The 17,451-nt window shown below is 60.2% G+C and carries 15 protein-coding genes; 11 read left to right on the top strand and 4 right to left on the bottom strand.

Features of this window, described 5'->3' with window-relative positions; genetic code table 11:
- Nucleotides 1–17: 17 nt before the first annotated feature.
- The 3 genes from rdgC to AC559A_RS13415 are packed head-to-tail and all read left to right on the top strand — an operon-like array spanning nt 18 to nt 2,754.
- Entirely contained in the window at nt 18–746 is a 729-nt protein-coding gene (gene rdgC / locus AC559A_RS13405) for a recombination-associated protein RdgC (RefSeq protein WP_084031880.1), read from the top strand.
- Nucleotides 743–1,282, top strand: a complete 540-nt coding sequence (locus AC559A_RS13410) for a hypothetical protein (protein WP_028571523.1) — start codon at nt 743–745, stop codon at nt 1,280–1,282. The genes rdgC and AC559A_RS13410 overlap by 4 nt, the downstream gene beginning before the upstream one ends.
- A gap of 47 nt (nt 1,283–1,329) precedes the next feature.
- On the top strand, nt 1,330–2,754 hold the full coding sequence (locus tag AC559A_RS13415) for a 30S ribosomal protein S1 (protein ID WP_028571524.1): 1,425 nt from the start codon (nt 1,330–1,332) through the stop codon (nt 2,752–2,754).
- A 279-nt stretch (nt 2,755–3,033) separates the two neighbouring features.
- On the opposite strand, the gene AC559A_RS13420 is transcribed toward AC559A_RS13415, so the two are convergent.
- The gene (locus AC559A_RS13420; RefSeq protein WP_028571525.1) at nt 3,034–5,235 is read right to left on the bottom strand and encodes a sensor histidine kinase; all 2,202 of its coding nucleotides are present in this window, start codon (nt 5,233–5,235) and stop codon (nt 3,034–3,036) included.
- 86 nt (nt 5,236–5,321) lie between these two features.
- On the bottom strand, nt 5,322–5,936 hold the full coding sequence (locus AC559A_RS13425; protein ID WP_498818294.1) for a DUF4390 domain-containing protein: 615 nt from the start codon (nt 5,934–5,936) through the stop codon (nt 5,322–5,324).
- Nucleotides 5,937–6,004: 68 nt separating this feature from the next.
- Here AC559A_RS13425 and sucD point away from each other — a divergent pair, with 68 nt between their 5' ends.
- The 8 genes from sucD to AC559A_RS13465 all read left to right on the top strand — a co-directional run bounded on the left by sucD (nt 6,005) and on the right by AC559A_RS13465 (nt 13,968).
- Entirely contained in the window at nt 6,005–8,167 is a 2,163-nt protein-coding gene (gene sucD, locus AC559A_RS13430) for a succinate--CoA ligase subunit alpha (RefSeq protein WP_498818295.1), read from the top strand.
- Nucleotides 8,164–8,631, top strand: coding sequence for a 23S rRNA (pseudouridine(1915)-N(3))-methyltransferase RlmH (locus AC559A_RS13435; protein ID WP_028571528.1), 468 nt, complete (start codon nt 8,164–8,166; stop codon nt 8,629–8,631). The genes sucD and AC559A_RS13435 overlap by 4 nt, the downstream gene beginning before the upstream one ends.
- A 22-nt stretch (nt 8,632–8,653) precedes the next feature.
- Nucleotides 8,654–9,511 carry a tol-pal system protein YbgF gene (gene ybgF, locus AC559A_RS13440; protein ID WP_051434376.1) on the top strand — a complete coding sequence of 286 codons (858 nt, stop codon included), beginning with the start codon at nt 8,654–8,656 and terminating at the stop codon, nt 9,509–9,511.
- Nucleotides 9,508–10,806, top strand: coding sequence for a DNA-processing protein DprA (gene dprA / locus AC559A_RS13445; protein ID WP_156932861.1), 1,299 nt, complete (start codon nt 9,508–9,510; stop codon nt 10,804–10,806). The genes ybgF and dprA overlap by 4 nt, the downstream gene beginning before the upstream one ends.
- A gap of 73 nt (nt 10,807–10,879) precedes the next feature.
- A complete protein-coding gene (locus AC559A_RS13450) occupies nt 10,880–11,263 on the top strand; it encodes a hypothetical protein (RefSeq protein WP_035261354.1) in 384 nt (127 codons plus the stop codon).
- Nucleotides 11,260–12,102 carry an HDOD domain-containing protein gene (locus tag AC559A_RS13455; RefSeq protein ID WP_498818296.1) on the top strand — a complete coding sequence of 281 codons (843 nt, stop codon included), beginning with the start codon at nt 11,260–11,262 and terminating at the stop codon, nt 12,100–12,102. The genes AC559A_RS13450 and AC559A_RS13455 overlap by 4 nt, the downstream gene beginning before the upstream one ends.
- Before the next feature lie 2 nt (nt 12,103–12,104).
- A complete protein-coding gene (locus tag AC559A_RS13460; protein WP_498818297.1) occupies nt 12,105–13,046 on the top strand; it encodes a GGDEF domain-containing protein in 942 nt (313 codons plus the stop codon).
- Nucleotides 13,021–13,968, top strand: coding sequence for a tyrosine recombinase XerC (locus AC559A_RS13465; RefSeq protein WP_028571532.1), 948 nt, complete (start codon nt 13,021–13,023; stop codon nt 13,966–13,968). The genes AC559A_RS13460 and AC559A_RS13465 overlap by 26 nt, the downstream gene beginning before the upstream one ends.
- A gap of 37 nt (nt 13,969–14,005) precedes the next feature.
- On the opposite strand, the gene AC559A_RS13470 is transcribed toward AC559A_RS13465, so the two are convergent.
- Nucleotides 14,006–16,894 carry a chemotaxis protein CheA gene (locus tag AC559A_RS13470; RefSeq protein WP_498818298.1) on the bottom strand — a complete coding sequence of 963 codons (2,889 nt, stop codon included), beginning with the start codon at nt 16,892–16,894 and terminating at the stop codon, nt 14,006–14,008.
- Between the two features lie 191 nt (nt 16,895–17,085).
- Entirely contained in the window at nt 17,086–17,451 is a 366-nt protein-coding gene (locus tag AC559A_RS13475) for a response regulator (protein WP_035262437.1), read from the bottom strand.

Here is a 17,451-nt window from a genome sequence, read left to right on the forward strand (position 1 = left end):
TGGGTAGGGAGTCGAACGTGGGTTTTCTTTCCGCGAGCACGGGACTAACCAGATACCGTCTGCCGGACGAGGTCGGGGACGACGTGCTTTCCGATGTCCAGCTCAGGCTGAAACGGTTTGCCTTCGTGGACATCGACCAGAGCATGGAGGAGCGGTCCTTCGGCTGGGTCTGCTTCGACGACCTGTTGGACGCGGAGTGGACCACGGCTGGTCCGGAAAAAGGACCGTACTTGGCCTTTTCCCTGCGCCTGGACACCCGGCGCGTCCCTCCGGCGGTGTTCAAGAAACATTGGATGATCGCCCTGCGGGAGCGGATGGCCCAACTGGTCGCGGAAGGCAAGAAGTTTCTGAGCAAGGACCAAAAAACCGAACTGCGCGATCAGGTCCGGCAACGCCTGCTGATGCGCAGTCTGCCCATCCCGGCGGTGTTCGACGTGGTCTGGAGCGTACGGGACAACCGGGTGTATCTGGCCACCACCAATACCAAGGTCCGCACCTTGTTCGAGGAATTGTTCGCCCGAACCTTCGATGCCGAGCTGGAGCCGCTGACTCCGGTGGTTCTGGCGCTGGAACTCCTGGGAGAAGCGGCGGAAGGTCGGTTGACCGGGTTTGAGGGATCGATGTTCGTTCCGATCCGCCGAGCCGCCGTGGAGACAGCCCGAGAGGCTTTTGGGCAGGCCGCCGCGCGGCGCGAAAGTGACCGCGTTCGCGACGCATCCGATGAAGAAGGGGAGGGCGTGTCGTGAGTCTGGAAACCATCAAAGCCAAGGACCTGGCTCTGGGGCAGGAATTTTTGACCTGGATCTGGTTTCGCAGCGAACGCAGCAACGGCCAGTGGCAAACCACGGACGGCATCCCCTTTGGCCTGACCTTCGAGGGCCGAGTCATGGTCCAAAGTGGTGAAGGCGAATACCTGGAAACCGCGGTCAGCAGCGGCCCCGGCGCGGAACTGCACGAGGCAAAAAGCGGTTTGTTGCGCGGCAAGAAGGTGCATCAGGCCAAGCTGCGCGTGGAAGAGGACGGCCACGGCTGGCAGGTAACGGTAAAGGCCGAGGATTTTTCCACGGCCGGCTTCAAGACGCCCAAGGTGGAGTTTCGCCTGGAAGAGGGCCAGGACCCGGACGGTCCGTTCCTGGAGAAGATGTACCTGTTGGAGCGGGCCTTGTTCTTTTTTGACCAGATGTTCTTACAATTTTTGAAATTGCGGTTTTCCTCCGAATGGAGCGACGAATTGAACGCCGTTCGCCGGTGGGTCGACACAACCTCCGGTTCCACTCCGTAACCCCAAATCAGCCGTTGCCCAAACGACCCTTCACAGGAGCATATTGTATGTCCGATTCCCAGATGGAGCAGAGCTTTGCCGAGATGTTCGAGGCCTCTGAAATGGAAATGAAGCCCGACCTGCGCGTGGGCGACCGGATCAAGGGGCGGATCATCGCCGTCAGTGAGGAAATGGTCTACGTTGACACCGGAACCAAAAGCGACGGGGTGATCGAGAAGCAGGAACTCCTGGACAAGGACGACGTATTCTCGTTGCGGGAAGGCGATGAGGTTGAATTGTTCGTAGTGGCCGTCCAGGGCGGCCAGATCCGCCTGGCCAAGGCCCTGAGCGGAGAAGGCGGCCTGGAACAATTGCGGCAGGCCATGGAAGAAGGCATTCCGGTGGAAGGCAAGATCAAGGAAACCTGCAAGGGCGGGTTCCGGGTCCGGATTCTGGACAAGACGGCCTTCTGTCCGCTCAGCCAGGTGGACCGTCGTCCCGTGGTGGATCCGGAAGCCCTGGTGGGCGAAACCATGCAGTTTCTGATCACCAAGGTTGAGGAGCGCGGACGAAATATCGTGGTGTCCCGCCGGGCGCTTTTGGATCTGGAATTGGCCGAGACCTTGGCCGAATTTCTTAAAAAAGTCTCGGTCGGGGATCTGCTCCAGGGCACGGTATCCCGGTTGGCCCCTTTCGGTGCGTTCGTGGAATTGGCCCCGAGTCTGGAAGGGCTGGTGCACGTCTCCGAACTGGGCTGGTCCCGCAATGTTTCTCCGGAAGACGTGGTGTCCGTGGGCGACCAAGTCACGGTCAAACTGCTCAAAGTCGACGACCAGGGCAAGGGAATCCGCCTGGAATTGTCCATGAAACAGGCCATGGAAGACCCGTGGAGCCGGTTGGCCGACGAGGTCCGGGTGGGGGCCAAGCTGAGCGGACGGGTGACCAACCTGGCCCCGTTCGGTGCGTTCATGGAAATCGTTCCCGGAATCGAAGGCCTCGTGCATGTGAGCGAGATGAGCTACCTGAAGCGGGTGCACAAGCCCGGAGACATGGTGGCCGTGGGCGACAGCGTTCCGGTGATGGTTAAGTCCATTGATCCGCAAACCCGGCGCATCGCTTTGTCCATGCGCGACGCCGAGGGCGATCCCTGGGAGGGAGTGGCCGAACGATTCAAGAAAGGCCAGATGATTCAGGGGACCATGGAAAAGCGGGAAAAATTCGGCATGTTCGTCCGGCTCGAGCCCGGAGTCGTGGGCCTGTTGCCCCTTTCCCGTCTGGAACGCGCCGAGGACGAGGCCTATGCCAAGGCCAAGCCCGGAGACGTGCTGTCGGTTGTCGTCGACGTCGTGGACGTGGACAAGCGTCGTATCTCCTTGGCTCTGCCCGGTGCCGACCAGGGCGAGGACTGGCGTGGCCACGCGGCCCAGGAAACGGCTCCCATGGGGTCATTGGGCGAGCAGTTGAAAAAGGCCATGGAGGCCAAGGAAGAGTAAAGAGGGGAGGCGCGGGCTATTGTTTAGGAGATGCTCGGGGTTGAAATCGAAATCGGTATCGTAACTATTCAGCATAGAGTAATGCCGTTGTCGGGGTCGGTATCGGGATCGAAAACGCTGGGTAGCGTTCAAATTTTTCCTGTTCCGATTCCGATTCCGATAGCGACCCCGACTCCGATTGCCGGAGCAAGGGCGGAAACAAAATGTGCTGAGTAGATACTCGGTATCAAAGCTTTTTTTGATTTCGATACGGATTTCGATTTTGTCGGCAAAGTGGAGCTATGCTGGCAGGACGACCTCGAAGACACACCCACGCGGGGTGTTGGGCAGGACCCTGATCGTCCCCTGGTGCTCCCCGACGATGGACTTGGCGATGGTCAAACCCAGGCCGGTCCCGCCTTTCTTGCGGGAAAAGTAAGGCTCGAAGATGTTTTGCATGTCGTCGACCTGACTGAGACCCTGCCCGTTGTCCTGGAACTCGATGCGCACCGACTGATTTTCCGGGTCGTGGCTGAGCCGGGTTCGTACTTCCGGTTGGTCCTGATCCTCCAGGGCCTCCACGGCGTTGGTCAGCAGGTTGATCCAGACCCGGCGCAGGGCTTCGGGGTCGAAACGTACCAGGGGAATCGGGCCGTCCACGTCCAGGGTCCATTTGATGCGCACATGGCTGTTGCGGAACATGTCCACGATTTCCTCCAGATGCGGCTCCAGGGCGTTCTCGAAGGCCCGGACCTCCGGCAGCTTTGCGAAGGAAGAAAACTCCTGAACCATGCGCTGGAGATGTTCTACCTGGCGAATAATGATTTTGGTACACTGGTCAAAGACGGTTCGGTCGTCCACCTGGGCGGCGAACTTGCGCTCCAACCGCTGAGCTGAAAGCTTGATGGGCGTCAGCGGATTCTTGATTTCATGGGCGATCCGACGAGCCACATCCTTCCAGGCGGCCAGGCGCTGCATCTTCTCCAGTTCCGTGACGTCCTCGAACACCGCAATGACCCCGCCCTGATCCTGCAGGTGGACGATGTTCACCAACAGCTTGATTTCCCTGGACCCCATGCGCAGATCCAATTGCCGCTGCCATTTGGCCCGGGGGTGGACGTGCAGGTGCTTGATCACGCCCTGGAGCATGCCCAGATAATCCTGATGCAGAAACTGGTTGGGCGTCTTGCCCAGGATTTGCCGGGAGTCGAAATTCAGGATCGCCTCGGCGGCCTTGTTCACCGTGCTCACCCGTCCGTCCGGGCCGATGGAGACCACTCCGGAAGTGATGTTGTCCAGTACGGCCTCCATATACTGGCCCCTGGTCTCCAATTCCTGGTTTTGATCTTCCAGGCGGGCGTTGGCCTGGGTCAGTTTAGCCCGGCTGGACTCCAGATCCCGGACCATATGGTTGAAGGACTGAACCAGCATGCCCAGTTCGTCCTTGGCGTCATCCTGGAGGCGAAAGGCCAGGTCCCCCTCGGCGATGCGCTGGGTGCCCAGAGCCAGGGCCTGGACCGGGGCGGAAAGTTCCTTGGCCAGGCGAAAGCCGAACCAGGTCGCGGCAAGGACGATCAGCAGGGTGGTCAGCCCCAGGACCAGGTAGAGTGTCACCTTCAAGGGATACTTCAGGGTTTGCAATTTCTTGTATTCGTCCACGCCCCGGACGATCTGGCGCAACTTGAACAGCAGCCCCTCGCCCAGGCTGTCGCCCAGGACCAGATAGCCGGTCCGCCCGCCGTCCACAGGCAGCACTCCCACGACCAGATCGGAACTGGGTCCGGGATGAATGGCGGAGAGAATCCGGGGGGAGTCCAGCAGGGATTCCAGGTTCATCTCCGTGCGGACGCTGGGCCAGGCCGCGGCCCAGTCCTCGTTGGCGTGCCAATTCTGCTCGGTCAGCCCCGGAGAGAGGACGCCGGTCAGCCCCAGCCCGTATTCCTGGCGTTTTTCGTCCAGAAAGGCGTGCATGGGCCGTCCGCCCCAGGAATATTGGCGTTCTCGGATATGGTTGACCAAAAATTCACCGCGCTGCTCCAGACGTTCCTGAGCCGAGGAATAAAAGGATTGGCCGACGGTCAGGGCTTGTTCCAGGGATTTTTCCATCTGCCCTTCGAACCAGAAATCCACGGATGTGCGCACGAAGATCAGGGAAATCAGAAAAAGCAGAACCGTGGGGACCAGGGAGAGGGACACGAAGGCCAGGACCAGTCGAGTGCGCAGCCGGACCCCGATGACCTTGCGTCGTCGCTCCAGGATGAGCTTGACCACGTTTCTGGCCACCAAAAACAGGACGACCAGCAACAGGATGAAGTTCAGGTTGTACAGGGCGAAAAAAACGTAGGAGTCGACCCGCAGGAAATTGAGCTGCACCCAGACCAACACGACCACGGCAATAAAACCGAACAGTGCCAAGTACAACTCACGCTGCCGGCGTTTGCGTTGGACCCTGTCCGGAACGCTGATCTTGATCGGGTCGGGGGAAGGCGAAGGTTCGGGCATGGGCGGTGAGTGCGCGGTCAACCTTGGACGATGGGTGCGCGGGTCACCCTTGAGCGACGAGCGCGGTCAACCATGACCGACGGCGCTCAAGGGACGGAGAATTCCAGTTCATAGCGAATCGGGGTCATCACTTCCCAGGACCAAAAGAAGAGCACGCGGCGCATCCACACGGGGATGTCCCGGCGATCCAGGGTGACTTCCAATTCCATGTGATAGGCCTGGCCCGGAACCAGCATGGACCATTCGCCCATTTCCAGGCTGATCTCCCGCCAATGTTCGGTGATCAAGTCCTTGAGTTCCTTGGCCTTGACCAGATGTTCCTTCTGGGGCAACGTCAACTCGTATTCTTGAGTCAACGGGTTCCATTCCAAGACATGCTCAAAGATCTGTTCGTGAAGGATTCTGTTGGGCAAGAATAAGCGCTTGGAGATCAGACGGGCGGTCCCTTCCAACCAGAGGTCGACTCCTTCGTGCAGGACCGCGGCGACGGGTTCGGGCTGTTCCAGACGCAACCCGAAGCGGAGATGAATTTTTTCGGCTTGGCTGTCCACCACCAAGTTGTCCAGAGCCAGCAACGTGGCCCCCATGCCGGGGATCGGAATTGCGACCACGGTCAGGACCAGCAGACAACTCAGGATAAAATGGCGAATATGGAGCATCAAATGGGGGATGGATGATATTTGAGGAGAAGCCCTGCGCATCAAGATGATCCTCTACCCTTATTGGCATGCCTTTGACAACCAGCAAGGCTTTGTTTAGCGGAGCGCATATGCAACTGAACGAACATGACGGCAAGACACTCTTCGAGGAATCGGGCGTTCCCACGCCCAAAGGCCTGTTGCTTTCTCCCGACGATTTGACCGAAGGGCGACGCTTGGAACTGACGTCCCGGTTGGTCGGGATACCCTCGCCCTGGATGCTCAAGGTTCAGGTGCTCTCCGGCGGACGCGGCAAGCAAGGGGGGATCGTCTCCGTGGACTCCCTTGAAGAATTGGTCACCAACGCCGAGGGCCTGTTTCAAATGATCGTCAGTGACCGGAAGGTTCCGTTGCTGCGTATTGAACAACGGGCGGACATCGCCCGGGAATTCTACCTCAGCCTGACCCTGCATCGGGAGTGGGGCTGCCCGGTGCTGACCATCGGCCGTCGGGGCGGAGTAGATGTGGAAGCCATCGGCGCCGAGGATCCGGAAAATCTTTTCATTCAGAAAATCAATCCTTTGGCCGGGTTGATGGATCATCACATTCGCGCGGCATTTTTTCATTTGGGACTGGACCGAGACGCGATCAAGGCCTTTTGGCCGGGCTTTCAAACTCTGGTGCGCAACCTCTGGAACTGCTTCCTGCGCAACGGTTTGCTGCTGGCGGAAATCAACCCCTTGGTGCTGACGGGGGACGATCGCTGGCTGGCCCTGGACGGCAAGGTGGAGGTGGACGACAACTTGGCGGATCAGCGACCGGAGTTGCGGCGCTATGAACGGGACGTCTACTTCAGCGATCAGGAGTGCAGGGCCAGGCAGGCTGGATTGAGCTATCACCGCTTCGGCGGCCGGGTGGGTCTGATGGTCAACGGGGCCGGGCTGGCCATGGCCACCATGGATCTGCTTACCTTTTCCGGTCTGGAGCCGGCAAATTTTCTCGACCTGGGCGGAGGCGCCGGTCAAAAGGCCATGGACGCGGCCATGGCCATCCTGCTCGACGATCCTCAGGTCGAAGCCGTGTTGATCAACCTGTTCGGTGGCATCCTTTCCTGTGAAAAGGTGGCCGCGGCCTTGAAGAACGCCCTGGGCGGCCGCCCGCCGTCCAAATCGGTGGTGGTGCGGCTTTCCGGGCATGGGGCAGAGGCCGGTTGTGCTTTACTGGCGGACGTGCCCGGAAACACTTTGCATGTGACCGACGACTTGAGCCAAGCCCTGGCCGTGTTGAAGACGCTTGTCCCGAGTCGGACTCCGGTCGCGGAGGCAACCGGCGGATCGGGCTCTGGTTTGTCCACGGCGTCCTTCACGGGGGCATCGTCCATCCCCGTCGCCGAAAGTTTACCTCGTGACCGGCCCTTCGGCCTGAATGCTTCCTCCCAAGTTTTGGTGCAGGGGCTGACCGGGAGGGAAGGGCAGCGCCATGCCGCCCTGATGCAGGAATATGGAACCCTGGTTGTGGCCGGAGTGACGCCCTTCAAGGGCGGGGAGAACGTGCTCGGGCTGCCGGTCTATTCCAGCGTGGCCGCGGCGGTGTCCAAACACCGGATCGACGTCTCCATTATTTTCGTTCCCGCCGCGGTGGCCGCGGACGCCATCCTGGAGGCGGCCCAGGCCGGAGTGCCCTGGATCGTCTGCATTACCGAGGGCATTCCCCAGATGGACATGCTCCGGGTGCTCAAGCAGCTCGACGGCTCGCCCAGCAGGTTGGTCGGTCCCAATACTCCCGGCCTGATCGTGCCCGGTGAGATCAAGGTCGGGATCATGCCCGGCCATATCTTCACCCCCGGGCCGGTGGCCGTGCTCTCCCGCAGCGGCACGCTGACCTATGAAACCGTGCACCGCCTCTCAGCGGCCGGCATCGGCCAATCCGTATGCATCGGCGTGGGCGGAGACCCCTACGTCGGTTTGGGGTTGACGCCCTGCGCCGAGTTGGTGATCGCTGATCCCCGGACCGAAGCCGTGTTGATCCTGGGCGAGATCGGCGGTCGGGCCGAAGAGGAAACCGCCGAGCACCTGCGGACCATGGGCTGGAACGGACCGATCCTGGCCTTCATCGCCGGACGGACCGCCCCCGAGGGCAAGCGTCTCGGCCATGCCGGAGCCATTCTGGAAAAGGGCGGCGGCGGCATCCAGGCCAAACTCGATCGCCTCCAGGCCGCCGGCGTGACCCTCTGCACGGATCTCGACGACATCGCCCGGCTGACCGGGGAGGCATTAGAAATAGGGCGCGGATGAAAGCCATAGCCTGTCTGGCGGTGGGGCGGTTGAAAACGCCGCACTGGGTGCGGGCCGCGGAGCACTACGCGACGTTGATTGGGCGGTTCGTCCGGTTTGAACGTGTGGAGGTCAAGGACGCTCCGGGCCACTTGACCCTGGAACGGCGGATCGACATGGAGAGCAAGGCACTGCTGGCCAAACTGGGACCCAAGGACCGGGTCCTGGGTTTGGACGCGGCGGGACGGGGGTATTCATCGGAAGCCTTTGCTACGGCCCTGGAAGCATGGTGGGAAGACCCGGTGCGCCGACCTTGTTTCGTGCTGGGCGGCGCCTTCGGCTTTTCCGGAGAGTTTCGGGAGCGCTGCGATCAATTGATCAGCCTGAGTCCCATGACCTTGCCCCATGAACTGGCCCGTGTGGTGCTTTTCGAACAGGTTTACCGAGCCCTGACCATCCAGCGGGGGACGGGCTATCACCATTGAACGGTTGGGAAGGAGATATTCCATGAGACGGCATTGGATGCCCTTGGTCATCGGGGCGGGTCTGCTCGTTCTGGGACTTGCCGGTTGCGCCTCTCCGTCGTTGCAGCAAGGCCGTATCGGCAATCTGGAGTATGCCCTGGTGGAAGTCCGCGACCGCCAGGACCGACTGGCGGATGAATTCCGGGAACGCCTGGACTCCATGGAGCTGTCGCTGTTGCAACAGGAACGCTTTCTCCAGGATGTCTTGGCCGCGCAAGATCCGACCAAGTCGGTCGTCGAGGAAACTTCCCGAAGCACTCCGAAGTCCGCGGATGCAATGACGCCGCCCTCCGCAACGCCTTTCGAGGCGGACCAGACAGAGGCGGTTCCAGCACTACGGACGCCTTCCGAACCCGCATCCGTTCCTGGACCTCGCCTGACTCCGGAACCCGAGGTCCGACCCTCGCCGACTCCCAAGCCTCAACCGTCCGCTTCAGCCGATTCACGGGATCAAAACGAGGCCAAGGAACTGTACGATCAGGCCTTGGCAAAATATTATCGAGGCGAATACGCCCAGGCCCGTGCGGACTTTTTCACCTTTCAAGAACGTTTTCCGAACCACCCCCTGGTGCCCAACGCGCTGTATTGGCAAGCGGAAACCCACTACGCCCAAAAGCAGTTCGCGCAGTCCATTCTGGTCTTCAAGGAACTGAGCCGACGGTTTCCCAAAAGCGCCAAGGCTCCCGACGCCCTGCTCAAGGCCGGGTTCGCCTATGAGCAGTTGGGGGACTATCCCAACGCCCGCTTTCATCTCCGGATCGTCATCGACGATTACCCCGACACTCCGGCCTCTCGGTTGGGCCGTGAGCGCCTGCCACAACTGCCGACCACCGCTTCGTGAGCCGAATACGCCTGAAAGCGCACCCGGATATGGACCCGGATCGCCGCGACGAATATCTGGCCAGCTTGGCGCTACGCAACAGCAGCGGCCTGGGGCCGCGGACCTGGAAGCGTCTTTTGGAGCATTTTGGGCGGGCCGCCGTGGCTGTCGAACACGCCGGGCAATGGCATGACCTCGGGCTGGCGCGGAAAAATCAGGTCCGGGAGTTTCTGGCCGGTTCCTGGCGAACGGCCGCGGAGCAGGAGGCCCAGGACGCCCGGAACAAGGGCATGGAGGTTCTGCTCTGGTCGGACAGGGACTATCCGGCGTTACTGCGCCGCATCCCCAACCCGCCGGCCTTGCTCTACCTGGCCGGAGATCGCGGTCTGCTCGGTTCCCCGGCCCTGGCCATGGTCGGCTCCCGGAAGTGTTCCCGCTACGGCATGGAAGCCGTGCGCTCCATCAGCCGGGATGTGTCTCGAGCCGGAATCTGCGTTATTTCCGGATTCGCCGCTGGGATCGACCGTCAGGCCCATGTTTCGGCCCTGGAGGAGATCGGCTCCAGCATCGCCGTTCTGGGCACGGGCTTGGATCTATTGTACCCCGCCGCGAACAAGGATCTCTGGCTGCGCCTGCTTCGCCAGGGACTGATCGTGACGGAGTTCGCGCCGGGCACTCGGCCGGACGCGGTCAATTTCCCGCACCGCAACCGGATCATCAGCGGCTTGTGCCTCGGAGTCCTGGTGGTCGAAGCCGCCGTGCGCAGCGGCAGCCTGATCACGGCTTCCATCGCCCTGGAACAAGGACGCGAGGTTTTCGCCCTGCCCGGTCCGCTGAACATGGAGAGCTACAACGGCTGTCACCACTTGATTCGTCAAGGCGCGACCCTGGTCCGGACCGTGGAGGACATTCTGACGGAACTGCGGCCTCAGCTCATCGGCATCAAAGGGTCGGGCGCCCCGGATACCGCCCCGAAGCCTTCGACATCCGATTCTCAAGGCACCGGTTCGGACAAGCCCATGGACCCGCCCAACCTCTTTTCCAAAGAAGTATCCGGCGACTCTCTCATGGTCTCCTCGACCTCCAAGCCCGACAACCACTTCGCATCGGCGGATGAAAGTTGTTGGGAGACGTTGAATCCGGAAGAAGAACGATTGGTCAAATTTCTTGAGCACCGGGGCAGGGTGCACATCGACGACATTTGCAACGGACTTGATGATGAACCCTCGCGAATCAGTACGCTCTTGCTGCTTCTGGAAATGCGTTCTCTTGTCAGGCGATATCCGGGGATGTACTATTCGCTGTGCGGACGATAAACGTTTCTTTTCCGGTCGGCGTTGTTCACCGATCCTGGTCTTGACACCCAGACGACAAGGCGCGACTCTATTTATGCAAAAAATTCCATTAAATCTGGCCAAACCGGGCATGAAGCTGGCCAAGCCCATCCTCCGGGAAAACGGATTGGTATTGGTGGCCGAAAACACCGAACTTTCCGAGTCGTTGCTGGAACGGCTGGAACGCATGGACGTGGCCATGATCACGGTCCAGGGCAATCCGGTGGACCTGGGAGGAGGGGGGAAGAATCCGTATACCATTCGGGTCGAGCGACTGGATCATTTGTTTCGCAAGCACGGCGACGATCCCTGGATGGTCAAGCTCCGGGCCCATCTGAAAGATTATTTTCTGCTCAAGGCCGCCAGCGCTACAGTGATCGCTGAATCACCGGAGCAGACCCTGCCGGCTGAACAGAAGGAACAGGGGGGCGCGGCATGAGCGAAGATCTGCGCACCGAGCGCAAGGGGCAATTGCTGGCGGTCAAGGATCTGCCCACGTTGCCCACGGTGTTGGAAGAAGTTTCCAAACTCCTGGAAGATCCCAACTCCTCAACCCAGCAGATCGCCAAACTGATCTCCCGGGACCAGGTGCTCTCGGCCAAGGTTCTGAAGATGGTCAATTCACCGATTTACGGGTTCCCCGGGCGGATCAGCACCATTCAACACGCCTTGGTCCTGCTGGGGTTCAACGTCATCAAGGGGCTGATCATCAGCACCTCCGTATTCGAGTTGATGACCACTTCCATGGTCGGTCTGTGGGAACACAGCGTGGGGTGCGCCATGGCCTGCAACGCCATTGCTCGGGAGGCCGGGTTCAAGGAGCCCGAAGAATATGCCGTGGCCGGTCTGCTGCACGACCTGGGCAAGGTCATCGTGGCTCTGCAATTGCCGACGGCCAAGGCGGAGATCGACGCCGTGGTCCGCCAGGATGACGTGCTTTATCTGGACGCGGAAAAGAAGGTGCTCGGCTTCGCCCATGACCGAATCAACTCCTGGGTCGCGGATCACTGGAACCTGCCCGTGAACCTGAAGATCGGCATTTCCGGTCATCACCGTCCCGTTGCCGCGCAACATTATCCAAAAATGGCCTGCGTGGTGCACGTGGGCGACTTTCTGATTCGAACCCTGGAAGTCGGGTCCGGCGGCGACGACTTGGTACCCCGCCTCGATTCCGAAGCCCTGGCCTTGTTGCAGTTGGACATGAGCCAACTGGACAAGGTCTTGGACGTCATGCTCACGGAAATCGAAGGTGACGGGCTGTCCATGGGGTTGGGCTAACCGTGCTGTGCGGGCGCAAGCTGCGTTTTTTCCTGGTTTGCGCGGATCGGGACCGGGTGGAGTTTTTCCAAAGTCTCTGGCCGTCGGACCAGGTGGAGTGGACGGTGTTCCAGCGCGGTCCCATGGCTCTGGAACAAGTCTTCAACGCCCCGCCGGACCTGCTCCTGGTGGACGACGACCTGCCCCAACTCTCCGGGCCGACCCTCGTGAATATGGTCAAGAGCGAGAACGTCTATCGCCAGTTGCCCGTGGTTCTTTGCCTGACCGAGGAAAAGCCGCTGGAAAACATGGATTTTCATGCGGTGGAGATGGATGACTTTCTTATCTATCCCATCTCGCCCCTGGAAGCTCGGTCCCGTCTCAGCCTGACCCTGCATCGCGCTTCCCGCGAACTGGACGCCAATCCACTGACCAAGCTGCCCGGCAATACCTCCATCATTCAGCGCATCCAGGATTTGATCGACCGCAAGGAACCTTTTGCCCTGGCATACGTGGACCTGGATCACTTTAAGTCTTTCAACGACAAATACGGTTTTTCCCGGGGGGACGAGGTCCTGATGATGACCGCCCGGGTCATCGTGAACACCATCCGCTCCTTTGCCGGAAAACTCACCTTTGTAGGGCACGTGGGCGGAGACGATTTTGTCTTCATTCTGCCCCCGGACGCGGTGGAGTTCGCCTGTCAACGGGTCGTGGAGAGCTTCGACGGCATCGTCCCTCATTTTTACGACCAGGACGACCAGGAGCGCGGCTATATCCTTTCCACGGACCGCAAGGGCGCCATGCAGCGTTTTTCCATGATGTCCGTGTCCATTGCCGTGGTTTTCAACACCGACGGCCGACTCAAGCACTTCGGAGAGGCCTCGCAGATCGCCATGAACCTGAAGAAAAAGGCCAAGTCCATCCCCGGCAGTTCCTATGTCCTGGATCGCCGACAAGAATGATCTGTCCTCCTACGGGCGGATGTTCATGGCCCATCTGGGCGTGGAAAAAGGCTATGCCGAAGCCACCCTTGCCGCATATGGGGTGGACCTGCTCCAGTTCGAGCATTTTGTCCGGGAGAAAGGCCTAGTCCCCGAGGCCCCGGAAAGCATTACCCGGGACACGGTGCGCGGCTACCTGGCCGATCTGCACCGCCGAGGCGTCAAACGCAGCTCCGTGGCCCGCAAGCTGGCCGCTCTGCGCTCCTACTTCCGCTTTCTGATCCGTCAGGACATTCTCCGCGTCAGCCCCTGCGCCGCCATCATCAATCCCAGGCAGGACGTTCGTCACCCGACCACTCTGAACGTGGATCAGGCCCTGCGCTTGGTGGAGGCCTCTCAGGAGCCGGATCCCCGTTCGCTGCGGAACATGGCTCTGCTGGAACTGTTGTATGGATCGGGGTTGCGGATCAGCGAGGCCCTGGGGCTGGACCTGTACGACGTGGACATGAACCAAGGCATGGTTCGCGTTCTGGGCAAAGGGGCCAAGGAACGCTTGGCGCCCATGACCGAGCCCGGAGTGGAGCGGATGCGCGTCTACCTGGAGCACAGGGGGGCGTTTGGCCCTAAACCGGAGGAACGGGCCGTCTTTCTGGGGATGCGCGGCGGCCGGTTGAACCGGCGCGAGGCCGCTAAAATCGTGGATAAGATCGCGGCCCAGGTCGGGCTGGAACGCCGGATCAGCCCCCACGTCCTGCGCCACAGTTTTGCCTCCCACCTGCTGGAATCCGGGGCGGACTTGCGCAGCGTCCAGGAACTCTTGGGCCATGCCCGGCTCAGCACCACACAGCGCTACACCCATCTGGACCTGGCCCGGATCGTCCAGGTCTACGATCAGGCTCATCCTCTGGCCGGAAACAGCGGGGGAGGGGAGGGGGAAGGGTGAAGATGGAGGGCACCCCCGCGTGCCTGCCCTGCGGAACCTACCTCCCTGGGCGGGAAGTGGCCAGAAGATAGACTTCGTGCGGGTCGAGGATCAGGACCACGCTGCCGTCGCCCATGATCGTGGCCCCGGAAATGCCGTCGATGTCTCCCAGGTACGTGCCCAGCGGTTTGATGACCACTTCCTGACGTTCCAGCAAGCGATCCACCACCAAGCCCAAACGGCGATCGTTGTCCGTGATCACCACCACCGGGAGGATCTCCCGTTGGCTGTTGTTCTTGGGCAGGCCGAGCAGGTCGGTCAATTCAACGATGCCCAGCACCTCGTCCCGCAAGGTGACCGCCTTGCGGCCGCTGACGTCGGTGAGAGTCTCGGTCTCGATTTTGGTCGTCTCGGATACCGCGTCCAGGGGGATGGCGTATGTGGCCCCGGCCACGGTGACCATCAGGGCGTCGATAATGGCCAGGGTCAAAGGCAGGACCAGGGTCATCTTCGAGCCCTTGCCCAGTTCCGAGGTCACGTTGACCGTGCCCTTGAGGTTCTTGATGTTGGTCCGGACAACGTCCATGCCCACGCCCCGACCGGAAATGTCCGTGATTTTCTCGGCCGAGGAGAACCCCGGAGCGAAAATCAGCTCCACGGCCTCCCGGTCGTCAAGCCTGGCGGCCTCCTCCTCGGACATCAGTCCTTTTTTCACCGCCACCTTGCGCATTTTCCCCGGATCAATGCCTCGGCCGTCGTCTTCCACCTCAATGGCCACGGAATTGCCCTTGTGGTAGGCGCGTAGCCAAACCCGTCCGGTGGGCGGCTTGCCCGCGGCGACACGCTCTTCTCGTCCTTCCAGCCCGTGGTCCATGGAATTGCGGATCAAGTGAACCAGAGGGTCGCCGATGACTTCCACGATGCTCTTATCCAACTCGGTTTCCTCGCCCTCGGTGATCAGCTCCACGTCCTTGCCGCTTTTGCGGCTCAGGTCTCGAACCAGTCGGGGAAACCTGGAGAACACCGCGCTCACCGCGACCATGCGCACCTGCATGATGGTGTCCTGAAGATCGTCGGAAATTCTGGCCATGGCGTAAGTGGATTCGGTCAACTGCTGGGCGACCTGTTCCACTTGGTCCGGATTTTCCTCCAGGGACTTGGACAACATGGCGAAGCGGTTGCGGTTGATGATCAACTCGCCGATCAGGTTCATCAAATGATCCAGCCGTTCGTGGTCCACCCGGATGGTGGTGGACGTCTTGGGCTTGGGGGGAGCGGTGGAATCTTGACGGGAAGCCGGCTGCTCGGCGGAGGCTTCAGGGGAAGAGGGGGGGGGCGAGTCCGGAGTCTCCGTCCGGTCGTCGTTGGTGTTTGAAGCAGGCGTGGCGGCGGCTGCCTCGGGTTTCGGCGAAGGCGCGTCCCAGGAGGAAGTGCTCGCTACGGGCTCATCTTGAGACGGTTTTGGGGCTTGGGATACGGCTTCTTGTTGTTCACCGCCGGATTCTTCAAGTCGTGCTTCAGGTTGCGGCTGAGAAGAAGCGTCGACAAGCGTATGCTTGTTCAAAACCGCCTCGACCATGTCCGCAATGATCTCCTTTTCCTGGTTGAGCAGGTCCAGGAACAGCTCGAATCCCATGTCCGCGCCGCGGGCCTGGTCCACGAGCTTGGCCGTGCGCTCGGCGTAGACGTTCAAGTCGTCGTAGCCCATGTAGTTGGAGGAATTCTGGAGGGTCAGCAATGAGCGGTACAGGCCGTCAATGGAATCCCGATGGGCGGGATTCTCGGCCAACAGACCCAACGCCATGCGCATGTTTTCCACCTGTTGACGAGCGGTTTCGCGAAAAATAGCGAAGTCTTCAGGATCCATCCCGTTCGGAACCACTGCGGGGGGCGCTGTGTTGTTGGAGGAAGGGGCTTGAAGCGGCTGGTCATGGGGGAGGGGGGCGACGTCCTCAACTTGGGTCGATACGTCCGGTTGTTCGTCCATGCCCGCATCTCCCAGGCGGGCTTGGTACAGCTTGGCGATCATCGGCTGAACATCCGTCGCGGTAACGGTCATGGACTCGGCGTCCACCTTGGCCACCAAACCGTCGACTTGGTCCGTGGCGGCCAGGAGCAGGTCGATCAGATCCCGCTCCAGGGCGATCTCTCCTTTGCGGACTTGGCCCAACAGGCTTTCAGCCTCATGGGCCAGAGCGTTGAGCTCGGAAAAACCCAGCAGGCCGCTGTTTCCCTTGAGGTTGTGCATGTAGCGGAAAATATCGTTGATCAACTCGTCTTTTCCTTCCGGAGTCCGCTCCAACTCCAAAAGAGACTGGTTCAGGTTGGTGACGATTTCCTGGGCCTCTTCCAGAAAGTCCGCCAAGTGTTCCGCGCTGACCGCGTTCAAGGCATAGGTGTCCGAGGATGCCGGATGTCTGGCTGATGGGCCGTTTTCCGAGTCCGTCGAGGCTTGAGGTGGTGAGTCCGCTGGGGATTTCGGAGATGGTGCCGAGGGCGATGAGTTTTTCGGAGCCGTGGTTTCCTGAGAGACAGGCGCGGACGGGGCGCCGCCGCCTTCCAAAACGCCATTGATGCGAGCGATGATCTCCCGTGTTTCCACGTCGCCTTCCAAGCCGCTGATCTCCAGGTTGTCGATCATCGTTCGCAAGGCGTCGGTGGTCGCCAGGATGATGTCCATGATGTCGGGAGTGACCTGGAACTTGCCCTTGCGCAGTTCGTCCAGGATGTTCTCGGCCTTGTGGGCCAAATTGTTGATTTGAGGCAGGCCCAAAAAACCGGACGCCCCTTTCAGGGAGTGCATCGGCCGGAATATGGCATCCAAAAGCCCCACGTCCCGCGGCTGTTTTTCCAGAAGCAGCAGGTTGGGCTCGATGGTTTCCAGATGTTCCTTGGCCTCGATGATGAAATCGGAGAATATTTCCGGATCCGAGAACTCTTGGTTCATTCGCGCACCTCTTGAAGGGGAAAAGGGAGAGGTTGGCTGAGTGTTGAGAAAACCTTATCCGTCAGTCCGTTCAAAAAAAACAAGTGCAAGAAGCAAAAAAAGTTCAAGGTCGAAGAGTAATTATTGATACGTGAGAGTTTGAACTTTTTGTAGCGACGCAGCAATTGGGAGTTTTTCAATGGACTGTTGGGCTATCCCAGAAGCATTTTTACGTTGCGGACCAGTTTGTCGGGCTGTGCCGGCTTGACCATGTACAGATTCGCGCCCAGGCCGATCCCTTTTTGAATGTCTTCTTCCTGACCTTCAGTGGACAGGACGATGATCGGGATATCGCGAAAAATATCTTGTTCACGGATATTCTTGATGAAAGTAAAGCCGTCCATCCGCGGCATATTGATGTCGCTGATGATCAGGTCCAGTTCACCGGCGGAAAAGAGCTTTTCCAGGCCGTCCATGCCGTCCTCGGCCATGGTCACCCGGAAGCCTTCCCGTTTCATGATGAAGGCGACAAGATTGCGAACCGTTTTGGAGTCGTCGACGATAAGAATATGCTTCAC

The organism is Desulfonatronum zhilinae (genome assembly GCF_900182865.1).
In the GTDB taxonomy this organism is placed as follows: Bacteria; Desulfobacterota; Desulfovibrionia; order Desulfovibrionales; family Desulfonatronaceae; genus Desulfonatronum; species Desulfonatronum lacustre.